The sequence below is a fragment of the Streptomyces sp. NPDC091279 genome, from assembly GCF_044757465.1.
Lineage (GTDB): Bacteria > Actinomycetota > Actinomycetes > Streptomycetales > Streptomycetaceae > Streptomyces.
In genome coordinates, this window is the sequence record NZ_JBIVVA010000007.1 from 438,227 (window position 1) to 454,172 (window position 15,946).

The following is a 15,946-nucleotide window of genomic DNA, read 5'->3' on the forward strand; positions in this document are numbered from 1 at the left end:
CGGCTGTCGATCCGTTCCGAGCATTCTGCCGCGCGAACGGGGCACGAGGAGACATCGTCCCCGCGCCCCGTTCCGCGGCCGTAACGCTGTCATTACAGCGCCCCCATGGCCATGGACCCACCGGCCCGGCGTCAAGAGCGGGTCAGGAGGTCTTGACCTTGATGCTGCCGTCCTTGATGCCCGCCTCGGCCTTGCTGATCGCGGCCTGCATGTCGGCGTTGTTCTTGAAGGTCGGGTTGGACTCCGAGAGGCTCACGCCGCCGTTGGCCAGGCTGCCGCGGACCTCGCTGGTCTCGGGCTTGCCGGCGTGCACGGACTTGGCGAGGGTGAAGACCGCGCCCTGCACGTTCTTCATCGCCGAGGTGAGGATGTACTTCTTGTACGTGGCCAGCGCGTCCTGCTTGTACTGGTCGGAGTCGACGCCGATCGCCCAGATCTTGTGCGCGGCGGCCGCCTTGATGACGCCCTGTCCGGAGAGACCGGCGGCCGCGTAGACGACGTCGGCGCCCGAGTCGATCTGGCCCTCGGCCGCGTTCTCGCCCTTGTCGGGGCTGGAGAAGCCGCCCTCCTCGGCGGTCTCGGTCAGGTACTGCGACTTGACCGTGATCCCCTTCTTGGTGTCGGCGACGCCCTGCTTGTAGCCCGCCTCGAACTTGTGGATCAGCGGGTTGTCGACGCCGCCGACGAAGCCGACGGTGTTCGACTTGGTGGTCTTGGCGGCGGCGACACCGGCCAGGTAGGAGGCCTGCTCCTCGTGGAAGACCAGGTCCGCGACGTTGTCGGCCTTGATGGTCTCGTCGTCCACGATGCCGAAGGTCACCTTCGGGAACTTGGCGGCGACCTCCTTGACGGCCGGCGCGTAGGCGAAGCCGACGCCGATCACCGGGTTGTAGCCGGACTTGGCGAGCTGCTCCAGGCGCTGCACCTTGTCGGCGCTCGACTCGCCGTCCTGCGGCTCGACGGCCGTCGACTTGTAGCCGAACTCCTTGTCGGCCTGGTCGAGACCGGCCGTCGCGGCGTCGTTGAAGGACTGGTCGCCCTTGCCGCCGACGTCGTACGCGAGGGCCAGGCCCTTGTCGCCGCCGGAGGAGGAGGTGGAGCTGGTCGAGCTGCTGCCGCAGGCGGAAACAGCCACAGCGAGAGCGGCAGTTGCAGCGCCTGCAACCGCGATACGGGACACCCGGCGCATGGAAGGAGACTCCTTTGTACAAGCGCCTGGACCGGCGCTGGTTCCGGCGCAGCGTAACGCGCGTAGACCAGACGGAAAACCCCTTCTGTCCGGTCCGTTACCGACCTGTGGCCACAGATCCTTCACCGATGACGGACGGCAATGCGCCCCTCGCACAAGGCGAGGGGCGCAGGGGGTCGACGGCGCCCGAAAGGGGCGTCGGGGGTCACTTGGTGTTGACGGTGACCTTCCCGTCGATGATGTCCTTCTCGGCCTTCTCGACGGCCGCGACGACCGCCGGCATCGCCTTGTACTTCGGGTTGGAGTCGGCGAAGCCCACCCCGCCCGACTTCAGGTCGGCGCGCACCTCGCCGCTCAGCGGCTTGCCGTCGACGACGGACTTCGTGAGGTCGTAGACGGCGCCGCCGACGTTCTTCAGGGCGGAGCCGAGGATGTAGTCCTTGTACTTGGCCAGCGCGTTCTGCTTGTACTGGTCGGAGTCGACGCCGATCGCCCAGACCTTGTGCGCGGCGGCCGCCTTGATGACGCCCTGCCCGGACAGACCGGCGGCCGCGTAGACCACGTCGGCGCCCGAGTCGATCTGGCCCTCGGCCGCGTTCTCGCCCTTGTCGGGGCTGGAGAAGCCGCCGTCGGCCGCGGTCTCGGTCAGATACTGCGACTCGATCTTGATCTTCGGGTTGATGGACTTGGCGCCCTGGTCGAACCCGGCCTCGAACTTGTGGATCAGCGGGTTGTCGACGCCGCCGATGAAGCCGATGTGGTTCTTCTTGGTGGCCTTGGCGGCCGCGACCCCGGCGAGGTAGGAGGACTGCTCCTCGTGGAAGACCAGGTCGGCGACGTTCTTCGCCTTGATGGTCTCGTCGTCGATGATGCCGAAGGACACCTTCGGGAACTTGGCGGCGACCTCCTTGACGGCGGGCGCGTACGCGTAGCCGACGCCGATGATGGGGTTGTACCCGGCCTGGGCGAGCTGCTCCAGGCGCTGTTCCTTGTCCGCGTCGGTCTCGTTGTCGCTGGGTTCGACGTCCCGGCCGCTGAGCTTGAACGCCTTCTCGGCCTTCTCGAAGCCCGCGTAGGCGGCGTCGTTGAAGGACTGGTCGCCCTTGCCGCCGACGTCGTAGGCGAGCCCGATGCCCTTGCCCGAGTACTTTCCGGACCCGGAGGAGCTGCCCGTCGAGTCGGTGGAGGACTTGCCGCAGCCGGTGGCGGCGAGCGTGACGACCACGGCGGTGACCGCGGCCAGGGAGAACGTGCGCCTCCGCGACGTCCGAGATGTGTAGCCCACAACAAGCACCCTTCGTCCCAACGGAACCATGGCCGGTCCGCTCCCCCGGTGTCCCGCCCAAGACGGCGATTGCGGCGCACAGTACGCGCGTAGAGCGGGCCGAAACAGGGGTGACGGCGGCTGTTATCGAACCGTGCCGACGCCTGGTTACGTCTGTGCGCCGCCGGTTACATCAGGGTGACACAAGGGGACGAAGGGGCGCCAAACGGGCACCCCCTCGCTGTCGGGCTGTCGGGCTGTCCGGTCAGGTACCGGCGTCCAGCAGCGCGGCGGCCGTGAACAGCTCCACGCCGACGGTGATGGCGGCCTCGTCGGCGTCGAAGTCTCCCTGGTGCAGATCGCGCACGGTCCGCTCGCCCGGGGTGCGGACGCCGAGCCGGGCCATCGCGCCGGGCACATGCTCCAGGTACCAGGAGAAGTCCTCGCCCCCGAGGCTCTGCTCGGTGCTCTCGACGGAGTCGGGCCCGCGCCGCAGCGTCATCGCGTCCCGCAGCAGGTCGGCGACGTCGGGGTCGTTGACGACCGGCGGGACGCCACGGACGTAGGTGATCTCCGACTTGGCCCGGTGCAGGTTGGCGACCTCGTCGATAGCGGCGACCACCAGGTCGGGTGCCTTGCGCCAGGCGGGCAGGTCGAGGCAGCGGACGGTGCCGGACAGCTCGGCGTGCTGCGGGATGACGTTCGACGCGTGGCCCGACTCGATGCGGCCCCAGGTGACGGCGACGCCGCTGCGGCTGTCGACCCGGCGGGCGACCAGCGCGGGCACGTCGACGGCGACGCGGGCGGCGGCGGTGACGAGGTCGGTGGTGAGGTGCGGGCGGGCGGTGTGGCCGCCGGGGCCGTCGAGGGAGACCTCCAGGCGGTCGCAGGCCGACGTGATCGCGCCGTGCCGCAGCCCGATCCGGCCGGCGTCCACGCGGGGGTCGCAGTGCACGGCGACGATCCGGCCGACGCCGTCGAGCACCCCGCACGCGACGACCTCGTCGGCGCCGCCGGGCAGCACCTCCTCGGCGGGCTGGAACAGCAGCCGCACCCGGCGCGGCAGCCGCCCCTGCCGGTGCAGCTCGGCCAGCACGAGCCCGGCGCCGAGCACGACGGTGGTGTGGACGTCGTGGCCGCAGGCGTGCGCCCGGTCCGGCACCGTGGAGCGGTAGGCGCAGCCGCTCTTCATGTCCGGGATGGGCAGGGCGTCGATGTCGGCGCGCAGGGCGAGCATCGGACGGTCGTCGTCGGGGTCGCCGATGTCACAGATGAGCCCGGTGCCCAGGGACAGGACCTGTGGTTCAAGACCGGCCTGCTCCAGGCGCCGCTTGAGCGCGGCGGTGGTGCGGAACTCCTGGTTGCCTAGCTCCGGGTGCATGTGCAGGTCCCGCCGGAACGCGACGAGTTCGGCACGCAGCGCCTCGGGCAGCGTGCCGGGGAGCACGGCTTCGCGGAGAAGTTCGGCATCGGACTCTGGTGACATCAGTTGCTTCACCCTCTGAAGGGTAGGACGCCTTCCCCCTCAACCACCCATGATCACCGAAACTTCAGCCCCCCGAGAGAAATTTCCCACGCCGTGGACGCATACGCTCCCCCACACCTGGGTAAAGTAACGGCCCCCTCCACGGAGAACAGGGGCCAGGGCAACGCCCTGCTTTTGGCTTTTCAGGGGCGCGGGGCTGTATCGATGTGCGGCTCCGCCGCAGCGGGCGCGACCAGCCCCCACGGCGCCGCAGCCGAAACACAACCCGTCGTCCCCGCCCCACCACCGGAGGTCACATCGCTGGGGCGACCGACTGGAGGCGGGTCACATCCCGCGCCGTGCCGGTGACGCCGGAGAGAAACCCCTGCGCCCGGGGCGAGGCATGCTGAGTGAGCCAGGCCGGGTCGATGTCACAGACCGCAACCTTGACCTCGGTCCCGGCCAGCGCCAACGGCAACGTGTGCACGACCGTCGACGGAAAACTGAGGATCGTGCGCCCGATCGGCCCCCGCCGGGCGATCAGCTCCAGCGGCAGATCCGGCCGCACGATCTCCAACCCGGTCTCGACGGCCAGCCGGTGCAGTTTCTCGGTGCTCTCGCGCCGATGCGCGAAGTACCGGGTGACCCCGTGCGCCCCGGCGAGGCTGCGCACCGCCTCCAGGTAGTGGCCGTCGTCGACCACACCGGTCTCCACCAGCGAGGTCCCGACCAGGTCCGCGCCCCTGGTGAGCCGGGGCGGCCCGAACCGGGCGCGGGTCCACGCGAAGGAGTTCTCGATGACCGTGACCCCCTCGGGCTTGTCGGTCACCGGCATCGAGGAGAACACCGTCACCCGGCGCTTGCCGCTCGGGGTGAGGCGGCGCCTGGCGACCGAGGAGACCGGCGCGAAGACCAGGTCGCGGGGTCCGGGCCGGCCGCCCTTGCGGTGCCAGCGCACCAGCCGTTCCCCGCGGGCGAGTTGGGCGACGAACTCCATGGTCGCGGTGCCGTCGTCGACGACGACGAGGTCACGGGCGCTGGTGATGGTCAGCAGCAGCTGCACGTAACGGGAGAACGGGTCGCCCAGGACGATGCGGGAGGCCCGCCGGAGCATCCCGGTCAGCCCGCCGATGGTCTGGAACGGTGCCGCTGGCCCGCCCCTGGCCTCTTCCCAGCGGACCTGGTGGCCCTCGTCGCGGGCCAGCTCCGCCATCCGGCGCAGCTGCCCGCGGGTCATCGGGTCGGTCGGGGACAGCACGACCAGGGTGAGCCCCGCGCCGGCCGCGTGGCCGTGCGCCCACTCCAGCACGTTGAGAAGTTGTACCGGGCTCTCGACGAACGCGAGAGTGGGGTGCCCTGCGGCTTTGGCGCGGAGGCTCATCGGGTGTAAACGTCCCCTGGGAGTGTCGGACCGGGTGGGTCAGACCGCGACCGGCTCGCCCGCGGCGGCGGCGATCTCCGCCTCGGCGACGACGCCGGAGACGCGGCGCAGCTTCTTCATCGGGCCCAGCTCCGAGTCGTAGACCTTCTTGACGCCGTCACCGAGGGAGGCCTCGATGGTGCGGATGTCGCGGACCAGACGGGTCAGGCCCTGCGGCTCGACGGAGGCGGCCTGGTCGGAGCCCCACATGGCGCGGTCGAGGGTGATGTGCCGCTCGACGAAGGTGGCGCCGAGCGCGACGGCGGCCAGCGTGGTCTGAAGGCCCGTCTCGTGGCCGGAGTAGCCGATCGGGACGTTGGGGTACTCGGCCTGGAGGGTGTTGATGACGCGGAGGTTCAGCTCCTCGGCCTGCGCCGGGTACGTCGAGGTGGCGTGGCACATGAGGATGTTCTCGCTGCCGAGGACCTCGACCGCGTGCCGGATCTGCTTCGGCGTCGACATGCCGGTGGAGAGGATCACCGTGCGGCCGGTGGCACGCAGGGCGCGCAGCAGCTCGTCGTCGGTGAGGGACGCGGAGGCGACCTTGTGGGCGGGGACGTCGAACTTCTCCAGGAAGGCGACGGCCTCGGTGTCCCACGGGGACGCGAACCAGGCGATGCCCCTCTTCTTCGAGTACGTGTCGATCTGGCGGTACTCGTCCTCGCCGAACTCCACGCGGTGGCGGTAGTCGATGTAGGTCATGCGGCCCCAGGGGGTGTCCCGCTCGATGTCCCACTGGTCGCGCGGCGTGCAGATCTCGGGGGTGCGCTTCTGGAACTTGACGGCGTCACAGCCGGCCTCGGCGGCGGCGTCGATGAGCTTGAACGCGTTCTCCAGGTCGCCGTTGTGGTTGATGCCGATCTCGCCGACGACGTAGACGGGGCGGCCGGGGCCGGCCTCGCGCGAACCGAAGGAACGGATACGGGAGTTGGTGCTCATGGCAGGAACTGTCCTTACTTGTCGAGGGAGTCGAGAGAGGGACCGAGGAGCCAGCTGGCGATCTCTCGGATCGCGCCGTCACCGCCGGGGAGGGTGGTGACCGCGCGTGCGGCGCCGCGTACGACGTCGTGGGCGCTCGCGACCGCCACCGGCCAGCCCGCGAGGGCGAAGCAGGGGAGGTCGTTGACGTCGTTGCCGACGTAGAGCACGCGCTCGGGCGCGATGCCCTGCTCCTCGCACCACTGCTTCAGCGCGAGGTCCTTCCGGTCGATGCCGTGCAGGACCGGGATCTTGAGCTTCCGGGCCCGGGCGGCGACGACCGGGTTCTGCTCCGTGGAGAGGATCAGCATCTTCAGGCCGCTCGTGCGCAGCGCGGCGATGCCGAGTCCGTCGCCGCGGTGCACGGAGACGAACTCCTTTCCATCGGCGTCGATCAGCACCCGGTCGTCCGTCTGGGTGCCGTCGAAGTCGAGAACGACCGCGTCGACGTCGTCCGTCGTCGGCAGCGAACCGGGGCGGTCCGCGTCGAAGACGGGGGCCAGCGCGCGGGCGCGGGCCAGGTCGTGCGGGTCGTCGATCTCCAGCACGCGCGCGGGGTCCGTGCGGACCAGCTCGGTGCGGCCGAAGAAGCGGTGGCGGTGCTCACGGAAGCCGGTGGCGTCCATGGCGTAGGCCGCGCCGGTCTCCAGGAAGTCCTGGGGGCGGTCCTGGCGGCGCGGGCGGAAGGTCTTGTCGTGGTTGACGCCGTGCCCGCCCTCGGCGGCCTCGTCGGCGTGCCGCCAGACGAAGCCGTGGAACGGTGCCACCGCGACGGCGGTGTCCGCGCCCTGTTCGGCGACCGCGCCGGCCACGGCGTCGACGTCCTCGCGGACCAGGAAGGGGCTGGTGCACTGCACGAGCATGACCACGTCGACGGGGGCGCCGTGCAGGGCCTCGTGGGTGTCCATGGCGTGCAGGACGGCGGCCTCGGAGGTGGCGGTGTCACCGGCGATGGCGGCGGGCCGCAGCACCACTTCGGCGCCTGCCTGGCGGGCGGCGGCGGCGATGGCCTGGTCGTCGGTGGAGACGACGACGTCGGTGACGAGCCGGGTGGAGCGGCATTCGCGGACGGCGCGGGCGACCAGCGGGACGCCGCCGATGGGGGCGAGGTTCTTGGCGGGCACCCCCTTGGAGCCGCCGCGCGCGGGGATCACGGCGAGGACGCGGGGCACCCTGGCTGCGGTGTCGGACATGACCTGCTCTCCTTGAGGCTTCGGGAATCCACCGGGCCGCGGCTGCTCGACGGCGCTCACAGCTCGCCCATCCGCCGGATGACGGGGGCGACGCGCTGGACGCCGTGGCGGTAGGCGCCGCGGGCGGCCCGGCGTACGACCTGCCGGACGGGTCCCGGTGCCCGGTCGGCGGCGGGTGCCCCGGGCAGCGGGCTCCCGTCGGGGCCGAGGTGGTGACGGGCGAGGATGCCGGGCAGATAGCCGGGCGCGGTCTGCGGTGTGTAGTACGGGGCGAGCGGCGCGGCCGGGGCGCCGAGCAGCCCGGCGATCCGCTCCCGGGCGGCGTCGAAGGCGGTGGCGTACGTTCCGTCGGCCACGACACCTTGGCGGGCCACCCATTCCGGGTCGGGCTCGGGGCGGTGCCCTTCGTCCAGCTGGTCCCAGGAGGCGAGGCAGCCGGAGCCCACGAAGTGGTGGTTGCCGAGCGTCTCGCGGATGCCGAGGTCGGTGAGGACGACGGTGGGGACACTGCGGTGCAACGACTCCAGCGCGGCCGTCGAACTGACGGTCACCAGCAGGTCGGTGCGGTCGAGGACCTCGCCCATGTTCCCGTACACCAGGCGGAAGTTGGCCGGCGCGTCGAGCCGCCCGGCCAGCTTCTGGTACGGCAACTCCTCGATGTGCGTGGTGTGTTCACCCGGCCGGGACCGCAGCTTGAGCAGCACCTCGCGCTCGGGGTGCGTGCGGGCGTGCCGGATCAGGCGCTCCAGCAGGTACGTACGGTCGCGCCGGTTGTCCGGGACGGACGGCTGGGCGGCGAACACCACGGTGTACGGGTCGTGTTCGCCCTCGTAGGGCGCCCCGCCGAGGAACGGCAGCGCGACCTCGGTGACGGCCGAGGCGTCGGCGCCGACCCCTTCGTACACGGCGCGGAAACGCTCCGCGTCCTGGCGGGAGTTGGCGAGCACCAGGTCAGCGCCGTGCCGCAGCAGCAGACCGTCGGCGAGCTTCTCGTAGACGACGCCGACATAGCCGGTGACGACGACGGGACGCCGCTCGCGCCCCTGCCACCCGTGTGCCAGGCCGTGCAGCATGGCCTGGACACCGCCGCCGACGAGGGCGAGAACGACGATGTCGTACTCCTCCTCGGTCATGGCGCGCAGGAACTCGGCGGCCGTGACCTCGCGCAGGGAGTCGGCGCGGACGCCCACCTCGGCGAGCTGGCGCGGGGTCGGCGTGGACCGGCCGCGCAGCAGGAACCCGCTGAGCCGGGGTCCGGCTTGCGCGTCGTCGCTGGTTTCGGTTTCCCTGGACGGACCCGGCGCGATCCGGGCCGCCGTCAACGCTCCCCATTTCCAACGGGTGTCGGAGTCCGCGAGGACCGCGATGCGTATGGGCTTCGGAGTACTTGGTGGCACGCCCTAGACGCTAGGAAGCAATTCCGAGGAGCGGCCCAACCGCACCTCAACAAAGAGTTAACAACACCCCGCCGTAAACCGAACTGGGCCGCCGATCGACCGGAAGTACAGCTGGTGCACCGTTCCGTCACATGGAGTTCACCCCCTGTACCGGCACCGGAAAGTTACGGCTCCGGGCCTGCTCCTAGGGTTTCTCGGGTGCCCAAGCTTTCCGTGATCGTGCCGTTCTACAACGTGCAGCAATACGCCCCGGACACCCTGCGAAGTCTCCGTCTCAATGCGCGCGCGGATTTTGAATTCGTGCTGGTGGACGACCATTCGAAGGATGAGACTCCGGCCATTCTCGAACGTGCGGCCGCGCAGCTCTCCGAGGTGGCCCAGGTGCGCCATATCCGTCATGAGAAGAACGGAGGACTCGCCACCGCGCGCAACACCGGACTGGACGCCGCGACCGGCGAGTATCTGACGTTCCTGGACGGCGACGACTGGCTCGCGCCCGGCTACTTCAGCCGACTGGTCGGCTCCATCGAGGAGTTGGGCTGCGACTTCGTGCGCACCGACCACGTCCAGTGCACCGCGCGCGCCCGCACCGTGCAACGGGTGCCGCACGGCCGGCGCCGGGAGGTGCTGAACCCGCGGGAGGCGATCCTGCCGGCCGACCGCACCACCTCCGTGGACTACGCGTTCGCGTGGGCAGGTGTCTACCACCGGCGGCTGCTCGACCGTGGGCTGCTGCACTTCACGGACGGGCTGCGCACCGCCGAGGACCGGCCGTGGATCTGGAAGCTGCACCGGGAGGCGGAGTCGTTCGCCGTGGTGAGCCTGCTCGGCGTGTTCTACCGGCGCGGGGTGGCCTCGTCGCTGACCCAGATCGGTGACGTCCGCCAGCTCGACTTCATCCGCGCCTTCGACCAGGTCATCGAGGAGACCGCGAAGGACCCGGACGCCGAACGGCTGCTGCCCAAGGCCGTGCGCACCTACTGCGCGATCATCGCCCACCACCTCTCCGACCGGGCCAAGTGGGAACCCGCCGTGGCCAAGCAGCTGCGGACGATGAGCGCCGCCGCCCTTCAGCGCATGCCGCAGGACGCGCTCGACGACGTGCTCGACACCATGGACCCGCACCGTTCCGCCCGGCTGCGGCGGCTGCGGCGCCGGACCACCACCGCGAAGGCGGCCGCCTGATGTCCCGTACCACCCGGATCTTCTGCGTCTCGACCCTGTACGGCGCCGCCACGCTGGCCGCCGCGATCGACTCCGACCTGTTCACGGAGGAGGACCGTCGGCTGCTGCTGGTGTTCAACAACTCCACCACGCCGGAGACGACCACCCCTGTCGACGCGATGCCCGGCTTCGAGCCGCTGCGCGCCCGCTTCGACGGCGTGCTGTCCTGGAACGAGGCGATCAGCCCCTTCCACCCCGGCGCGTGGACGCCCCGCGCGGACGACGTCCCGATCCTGGAGCGGTATCTGCGGATGCTGTGGGACCTCGGCGACGACCGGGTGGAGCTGGTCGTGGAGTCCATCCAGGTCACCCCGGCGCTCACGGTGGCCCAGCTGTTCCCCGAAGCGCCGGTCCACGTCTACGCCGACGGCCTGATGAGCTACGGCCCGACCCGCAACAAGATCGACCCGCTGGTCGGCACGCGGGTGCGCAGGCTGCTCCACCTGGACCTGGTGCCGGGTCTGACGCCGCTGCTGCTCACGGAGTTCGGGGTGCCGGCGGAGCTGGTCCCGACGGAGGCGTTCCTCAAGTCGCTGAGTGAACTGACGTCCTCGGTCACGGAGTTGCCGTCCCTTCCCGACAACTCGGCGCTCCTGCTCGGCCAGTACCTCTCCGCGCTGGACATCCTCACTCCCGACGAGGAGGAGGACCTGCACATCCGGATGCTCAGGGGCGCTGTCGCACGCGGTCACCGCGAGATCGTCTTCAAGCCGCACCCCACCGCGCCGGCCCGCTACAGCCGTGCGCTGGAGGCGGAGGCGGAACTGCTCGGCGTCGACCTCACCGTGCTCGACCTGCCGATACTCGCCGAGATCCTCTTCGAGAAGTCGCCGCCCGGACTGGTCGTCGGCTGCTTCTCGACGGCGCTGTTCACGGCGTCCGCGTTCTACGGGCTGCCCGTCGCCCGCATCGGCACCGAGCGGCTGCTCGACCGGCTCACGCCGTACCAGAACAGCAACCGGATGCCGACGGTCCTCGCGGACGCGTTGCTGCCGGATCTGGAGGGGCGTGCGGGTGAGGAGCCCCTCGCCGGGGAGGAGTTGACCGGGCTGGTCGAGGCGGTCGGGTTCACCATGCAGGCGCAGCTGTATCCCGGGTTGCGGGGGGCGGCGGAGCGGTACCTCTCGCGGCACCTCGGGGGGCGAACCCGGCGGTACTTCAAGAAACGGCGGCTCACCGCGTTGGGGTTGCCTGGGGGCATCCCCGAACGGCTGGCGTTCCTGCCGCACAACGCGACGGCGCGGCGGGTCGTGCGCAGGGCGCGGGCCCTGAAACGGAGCGTCAAGCGCTAACGGGACGGGGTTGCTGTCCGGCTGCGGCGCCGTGGGGGGGGAGGGAACGGGTTGTTCGTTCGGCTGCGGCGCCGTGGCGGTGAGAACGGGTTGTTCGTTCGGCTGCGGCGCCGTTGTGGCTGGTCGCGCCCACGCGGCGGAGCCGCATATCGACACAGCCCCGCGCCCCTTGGCGGCGTTGCTGCGCCGTGTATTGACAGGAGCCCGGCGCTCCTCAACCGGCGTTGCCCGGACGCGTGTTGACGGGAGTCCGGAGATTCTGGTCAGGACCCTGTACTCCCGTAGGTCGCCTCGATGCCGGTGAGGATGAGGTGGAGGCTTTCCTCGAAGTGGGGGGTGTAGTCGGTGAAGAGTTCGGGGCCGGCGGCTGCTGCCAGGGGGAAGTCGGTGAGACGGGCGGCGCGGGTGGGGATGTCGTAGCCGTCGCGGCGTTCGCCGGGCATGGGCTGGACGCCCTGTTCCTCGGTGACGAAGCCGAGGGTGAAGAGGTAGGTCGTGGAGGCGGCGCGGGCGGCCCGGCCGAGTGAGAAACCGGCGTCGACGAGGAGCCGCAGGGTGTCCTCCAGCTGCTCGGCGTGCTCGATGCCGGTGAAACGGGAGCCGCTGAAGACGCGGGCGCCGTCGCGGTAGCCGAGCAGGGCGGTGCGCAGCCCGCGGTTGGACTTGAGCAGCCGTTCCTGCCAGGTGTCGGCGGGATCGAGGGGCGTGGCCGCGACCATCCGCCGGTACATCTCCGTCGCCATCTCGTCGAGCAGGGCCTGCTTGTCCTTGAAGTGCCAGTAGAGGGCGGGCGCCTTGACGTCCAGCTCCTTGGCGATGGCCCGCAGGGTCAGCCCGTCGAGCCCGACGTCGTTCAGGAGCGTCAGGGCGGTGTCGGCGACCCGCTTGCGGTCGAGGGGGGTGCGTCGTTCCGTACTCACACTTGACACCTTAACAGCGTTAAGGGCACTCTGGTGAGCAACGGAGCTTAACGACGTTAAGGAGGCGTGCCATGGACACCGATGTGGTGATCGTGGGCGCGGGCCCGACCGGCCTCACCCTGGGCATCGACCTGGCCCGGCGCGGGGTGGCGGCGCTGGTGGTGGAGAAGGCGCCTGGCCTGTTCCCGGGGTCACGCGGCAAGGGCCTCCAGCCCCGCACGATGGAGGTCTTCGACGACCTGGGCGTGATCTCCGCGATCAGGGCGGCGGGCGGCCCCTACCCCACCCAGCTCTTCTGGCGGAACGGCGAACCGGCCGAGGAACGTGCCATGTTCGACCCGGCGGAGGAGACCGAGGACTCCCCGTACCTGGAGCCCTGGATGGTGCCGCAGTGGCGCACCCAGCAGATCCTGTCCGACCGGCTGACGGAGTTGGGCGGCCGGATCGCCTTCCGCCACGAGGTCAGCGGCCTCTCCCAGGACGAGCACGGCGTCACGCTGTCCTTCGCGAACGGCGTGAGTCTGCGGGCGCGTTACGCGGTGGCCGCCGACGGGGGCCGGTCGACGGTCCGCCGGGCGCTGGACATCGCGATGACCGGCGAACAGGTCGATCCGCACCCGATGCTGGTCGCGGACGCGAGGATCACCGGGCTGCCCCGGACCCACTGGCACGTGTTCACGGACGCCCCGGACGGTTACCTGGCGATCTGCCCGCTGGCCGGCACGGACGACTTCCAGGTCACGGCGAGTTTCCCGGAGGGCAGCACGGTCGACCTCTCCCCCGAGGGTGTCCGGGCGGTCGTCGCCACCCGCTCCCATCTCACGGCCGACGCCGTCACCGAGGTCGGCTGGGCCTCCGACTTCCGCCCCCGCGCGGCCCTCGCCGACCGTTTCCGGTCCGGCCGGGTCTTCCTCGCCGGGGACGCGGCCCACGTGCACTCCCCGGCCGGCGGCCAGGGCCTCAACACCAGCGTCCAGGACGCCTACAACCTGGGCTGGAAGCTGGGCGCGGTCCTCACCGGCGGGGCACCGGCCACCCTCTTGGACACCTACGAGGAGGAGCGCCGCCCGATCGCCGCGAGCATGCTCGGCATCTCGACCGGCGTCCACCGCGGCACGGTCCGCCGAGGCGCGGCCACCCGCCAACTGGGCCTGTCCTACCGGGAATCGCCCCTCACCCGGGAAACCCGCGCCGATCCGGGCCCCGTCCGGGCGGGAGACCGGGCCCCGGATGCCACGGTCGCGGGCACCCGTCTCTTCGACGCGTTCAGGGGCCCGCACTGGACCCTGCTGTCCCTCGACACCCCGCCTCCGCCGATCAAAGACCTCCCCACCCTCACGGGCCCACCCCCACCCCCGTACACCCCAGGCCTCTACCTGATCCGCCCAGACGGCTACATAGCCTGGACAGGAACAACCCCCGATTCCCTACACACCTACACCAAAGAAACCTCCCTCCCCCCACCCCCGCAGCCCTGACCGGAAAGACGCCCCAACAACGCCGACTGAGAAGCGCCGGACTCCCGTCAACACACGGCCCGGCAAACCGGATTGAGGAGCGCCGGGCCCCTGTCAACACACGGCCCGGCCACGCCGTTAAGGGGCGCGGGGCCGTATCAATATGCGGCTCCGCCGCGCGGGCGCGACAAGCCCCCACGACCCCGCACCCAACCACGAACCGGTCTTCCAGGGGCGCGGGGCCGTATCAATATGCGGCTCCGCCGCGCGGGCGCGACCAGCCCCCACGGCGCCGCACGCAACCACGAACCGGTCTTCTAGGGGCGCGGGGAACTGCGCGACCAGCCCCCACGGCGCCGCACCCGACACACAACCCCTCAAGGGGCGCGGGGAACTGCGCACCCCCACCCCGGCCCAGCCGCACTCACCCCAGGGGCAAGCCCCTCACCCCGCCCACCTCAAGAGCTGGCGACAGTCAATTTCGCCGCAAACCCCAAGAACAACACCCCCGCAGCGGAGCTACCCGCCGCAGACAACCCCCGCCGCCGCCGAAACACCGCAGCCAACCGAGTCCCCCCAAATATCAACGCACTGAGATACACAAAACTCGCCACCTGCGCAAAAACCCCGAGCACAACGAACGACAACGCCGGATACGCATACGCAGGATCGACGAACTGCACAAAAAAGGCCACGTAAAACAGAATCGCCTTCGGATTGACGAGGCTCACGAAAAACGCCCGCTTGAACGGCCGTTCCTCCCCAGGCGAAGCCTCCCCGCCCCGCTCGGCAACCCGCTCACGCCGAGCCCGCCACATACTCCAAGCCCCCCGCAGCATCCCGACCGCGAGCCACGTCAGATACCCCGCGCCCGCATACTTCACGATCCCGAACAGCACCGCGTTCCCCTGGAGCAGCGAGGCCACCCCGGCCGCGGAGAGCGTCATCAGCACGGTGTCCCCGCACCAGACACCGGCGGCGGCCGTGTACCCCGAGCGCACCCCGCGCCGGGCGGCGACGGACAGGACGTAGAGGGAGTTGGGACCGGGCAGCAGGACGATCAGGGCGAGGCCGGCCAGATAGGTGGGCAGATCGATGACACCGAACATGGAAACGAGTCTTGCACGGGGGTCTGACAGTCACAGAGGTCTGACAGTCACGCGGGTCTGACCGTGCGGTCCCGGACATCACCGCCCGCCACAGTTCACGGCCCGACCCCCGTGGGCAGCATCCGAGTTGGCACGGCCGGAGCAGAGCCAGGACGACCACGGAGGCCCGCGATGCGCAGCAGAAGGCACACCACCGCAGCCGCACTCGCAGCCGCGCTGCTGGCAACCTTGTGCGCCTGCACCGTGCAACCCCTACCCGGCACCAGCACAGGCACCCCCGACAACAAGCCCACCTACCCCGTGCACCTCCAACTCCCCACCCCCACACCCCCGTCGAACGCCGCAGTCACGCCCGACACCCCCCGCACCCTCTGGTCACCCGGCGACACCGGACCGGACGTGCGCGCACTCCAGGCCCGGCTGCGCCAGACGGAGTGGCTCTACGACGGCCCCACCGGCACCTACGACGACCTCACCGCACGCGCCGTCAGCGGTTTCCAGGGCAAACGGGGCCTGCCCCGCACCGGCGTCATGGACACCGTCACCTGGCAACGACTGGTCGACATGTCCCGCGAGCCCGGCACTTGGGACCTCTACCTGATGGGCGGCCAACCGCCGGGCCCACCGGACCCGCGCTGCCTGACCGGACGCGTGCTCTGCATCGACAAGGCCAGCAGAACCCTGCGCTGGATGATCGACGGCCGAACCGTGTCGACGATGGCCGTGCGCTTCGGAGCGACGGGCACACCGACCCGGGAGGGCGTGTTCCACGTCTACTGGAAGTCGCGCCACCACTGGTCGACGTTGTACGACTCGTCGATGCCGTACGCGATGTTCTTCAGCGGCGGCCAGGCCGTGCACTACTCGTACGACTTCGCGGCCCGGGGCTACGCGGGCGGCTCGCACGGCTGCGTCAACGTCCGCGACGAAACGGCGATCGCCGCCCTGTACGGCCAGGTCCGCGACGGCGACAAGGTCGTCGTCCACGGGTGAACGTATGGGGCGCGGACGGGACCGGGGGAACGTGTCCCGCCCGCG

Annotated in this window: 13 protein-coding genes; 4 read left to right on the forward strand and 9 right to left on the reverse strand. The window is 70.6% G+C overall.

Annotated features, from left to right (window positions below; translation table 11 throughout):
• Window positions 1-142 precede the first annotated feature (142 nt).
• The 7 genes from ACIQOU_RS20395 to ACIQOU_RS20425 all read right to left on the reverse strand — a co-directional run bounded on the left by ACIQOU_RS20395 (window position 143) and on the right by ACIQOU_RS20425 (window position 8,906).
• Complete coding sequence (locus tag ACIQOU_RS20395) at window positions 143-1,189, reverse strand: BMP family protein (protein WP_401538171.1); 1,047 nt, start codon at window positions 1,187-1,189, stop codon at window positions 143-145.
• A gap of 205 nt (window positions 1,190-1,394) precedes the next feature.
• A complete protein-coding gene (locus ACIQOU_RS20400) occupies window positions 1,395-2,432 on the reverse strand; it encodes a BMP family protein (protein ID WP_401538224.1) in 1,038 nt (345 codons plus the stop codon).
• A gap of 286 nt (window positions 2,433-2,718) precedes the next feature.
• Window positions 2,719-3,939 carry an amidohydrolase gene (locus tag ACIQOU_RS20405; protein WP_401538172.1) on the reverse strand — a complete coding sequence of 407 codons (1,221 nt, stop codon included), beginning with the start codon at window positions 3,937-3,939 and terminating at the stop codon, window positions 2,719-2,721.
• Between the two features lie 292 nt (window positions 3,940-4,231).
• A complete protein-coding gene (locus tag ACIQOU_RS20410) occupies window positions 4,232-5,299 on the reverse strand; it encodes a hypothetical protein (protein ID WP_401538174.1) in 1,068 nt (355 codons plus the stop codon).
• A 39-nt stretch (window positions 5,300-5,338) separates the two neighbouring features.
• Window positions 5,339-6,277 carry an N-acetylneuraminate synthase family protein gene (locus ACIQOU_RS20415; protein WP_401538175.1) on the reverse strand — a complete coding sequence of 313 codons (939 nt, stop codon included), beginning with the start codon at window positions 6,275-6,277 and terminating at the stop codon, window positions 5,339-5,341.
• A 14-nt stretch (window positions 6,278-6,291) separates the two neighbouring features.
• On the reverse strand, window positions 6,292-7,509 hold the full coding sequence (locus tag ACIQOU_RS20420; protein ID WP_401538176.1) for a cytidylyltransferase domain-containing protein: 1,218 nt from the start codon (window positions 7,507-7,509) through the stop codon (window positions 6,292-6,294).
• A gap of 56 nt (window positions 7,510-7,565) precedes the next feature.
• Window positions 7,566-8,906 (reverse strand): DUF6716 putative glycosyltransferase, encoded by a 1,341-nt coding sequence (locus ACIQOU_RS20425; protein ID WP_401538177.1) that lies wholly within the window; start codon window positions 8,904-8,906, stop codon window positions 7,566-7,568.
• Between the two features lie 198 nt (window positions 8,907-9,104).
• Here ACIQOU_RS20425 and ACIQOU_RS20430 point away from each other — a divergent pair, with 198 nt between their 5' ends.
• Both ACIQOU_RS20430 and ACIQOU_RS20435 read left to right on the forward strand, forming a co-directional pair.
• Entirely contained in the window at window positions 9,105-10,091 is a 987-nt protein-coding gene (locus ACIQOU_RS20430; RefSeq protein WP_401538178.1) for a glycosyltransferase family 2 protein, read from the forward strand.
• Window positions 10,091-11,422 (forward strand): alpha-2,8-polysialyltransferase family protein, encoded by a 1,332-nt coding sequence (locus ACIQOU_RS20435; protein ID WP_401538179.1) that lies wholly within the window; start codon window positions 10,091-10,093, stop codon window positions 11,420-11,422. Before ACIQOU_RS20430 ends, ACIQOU_RS20435 begins: the two co-directional genes overlap by 1 nt.
• Before the next feature lie 263 nt (window positions 11,423-11,685).
• On the opposite strand, the gene ACIQOU_RS20440 is transcribed toward ACIQOU_RS20435, so the two are convergent.
• Window positions 11,686-12,342, reverse strand: coding sequence for a TetR/AcrR family transcriptional regulator C-terminal domain-containing protein (locus ACIQOU_RS20440; protein ID WP_401538181.1), 657 nt, complete (start codon window positions 12,340-12,342; stop codon window positions 11,686-11,688).
• 71 nt (window positions 12,343-12,413) lie between these two features.
• Between ACIQOU_RS20440 and ACIQOU_RS20445 the strand changes: the two genes are divergently transcribed.
• Window positions 12,414-13,820 carry an FAD-dependent monooxygenase gene (locus tag ACIQOU_RS20445; RefSeq protein WP_401538182.1) on the forward strand — a complete coding sequence of 469 codons (1,407 nt, stop codon included), beginning with the start codon at window positions 12,414-12,416 and terminating at the stop codon, window positions 13,818-13,820.
• A 437-nt stretch (window positions 13,821-14,257) separates the two neighbouring features.
• On the opposite strand, the gene leuE is transcribed toward ACIQOU_RS20445, so the two are convergent.
• Complete coding sequence (gene leuE / locus ACIQOU_RS20450; RefSeq protein WP_401538184.1) at window positions 14,258-14,908, reverse strand: leucine efflux protein LeuE; 651 nt, start codon at window positions 14,906-14,908, stop codon at window positions 14,258-14,260.
• A gap of 171 nt (window positions 14,909-15,079) precedes the next feature.
• On the opposite strand from leuE, the gene ACIQOU_RS20455 reads away from it, so the two are divergent.
• Complete coding sequence (locus ACIQOU_RS20455) at window positions 15,080-15,901, forward strand: L,D-transpeptidase family protein (protein ID WP_401538185.1); 822 nt, start codon at window positions 15,080-15,082, stop codon at window positions 15,899-15,901.
• Window positions 15,902-15,946 lie beyond the last annotated feature (45 nt).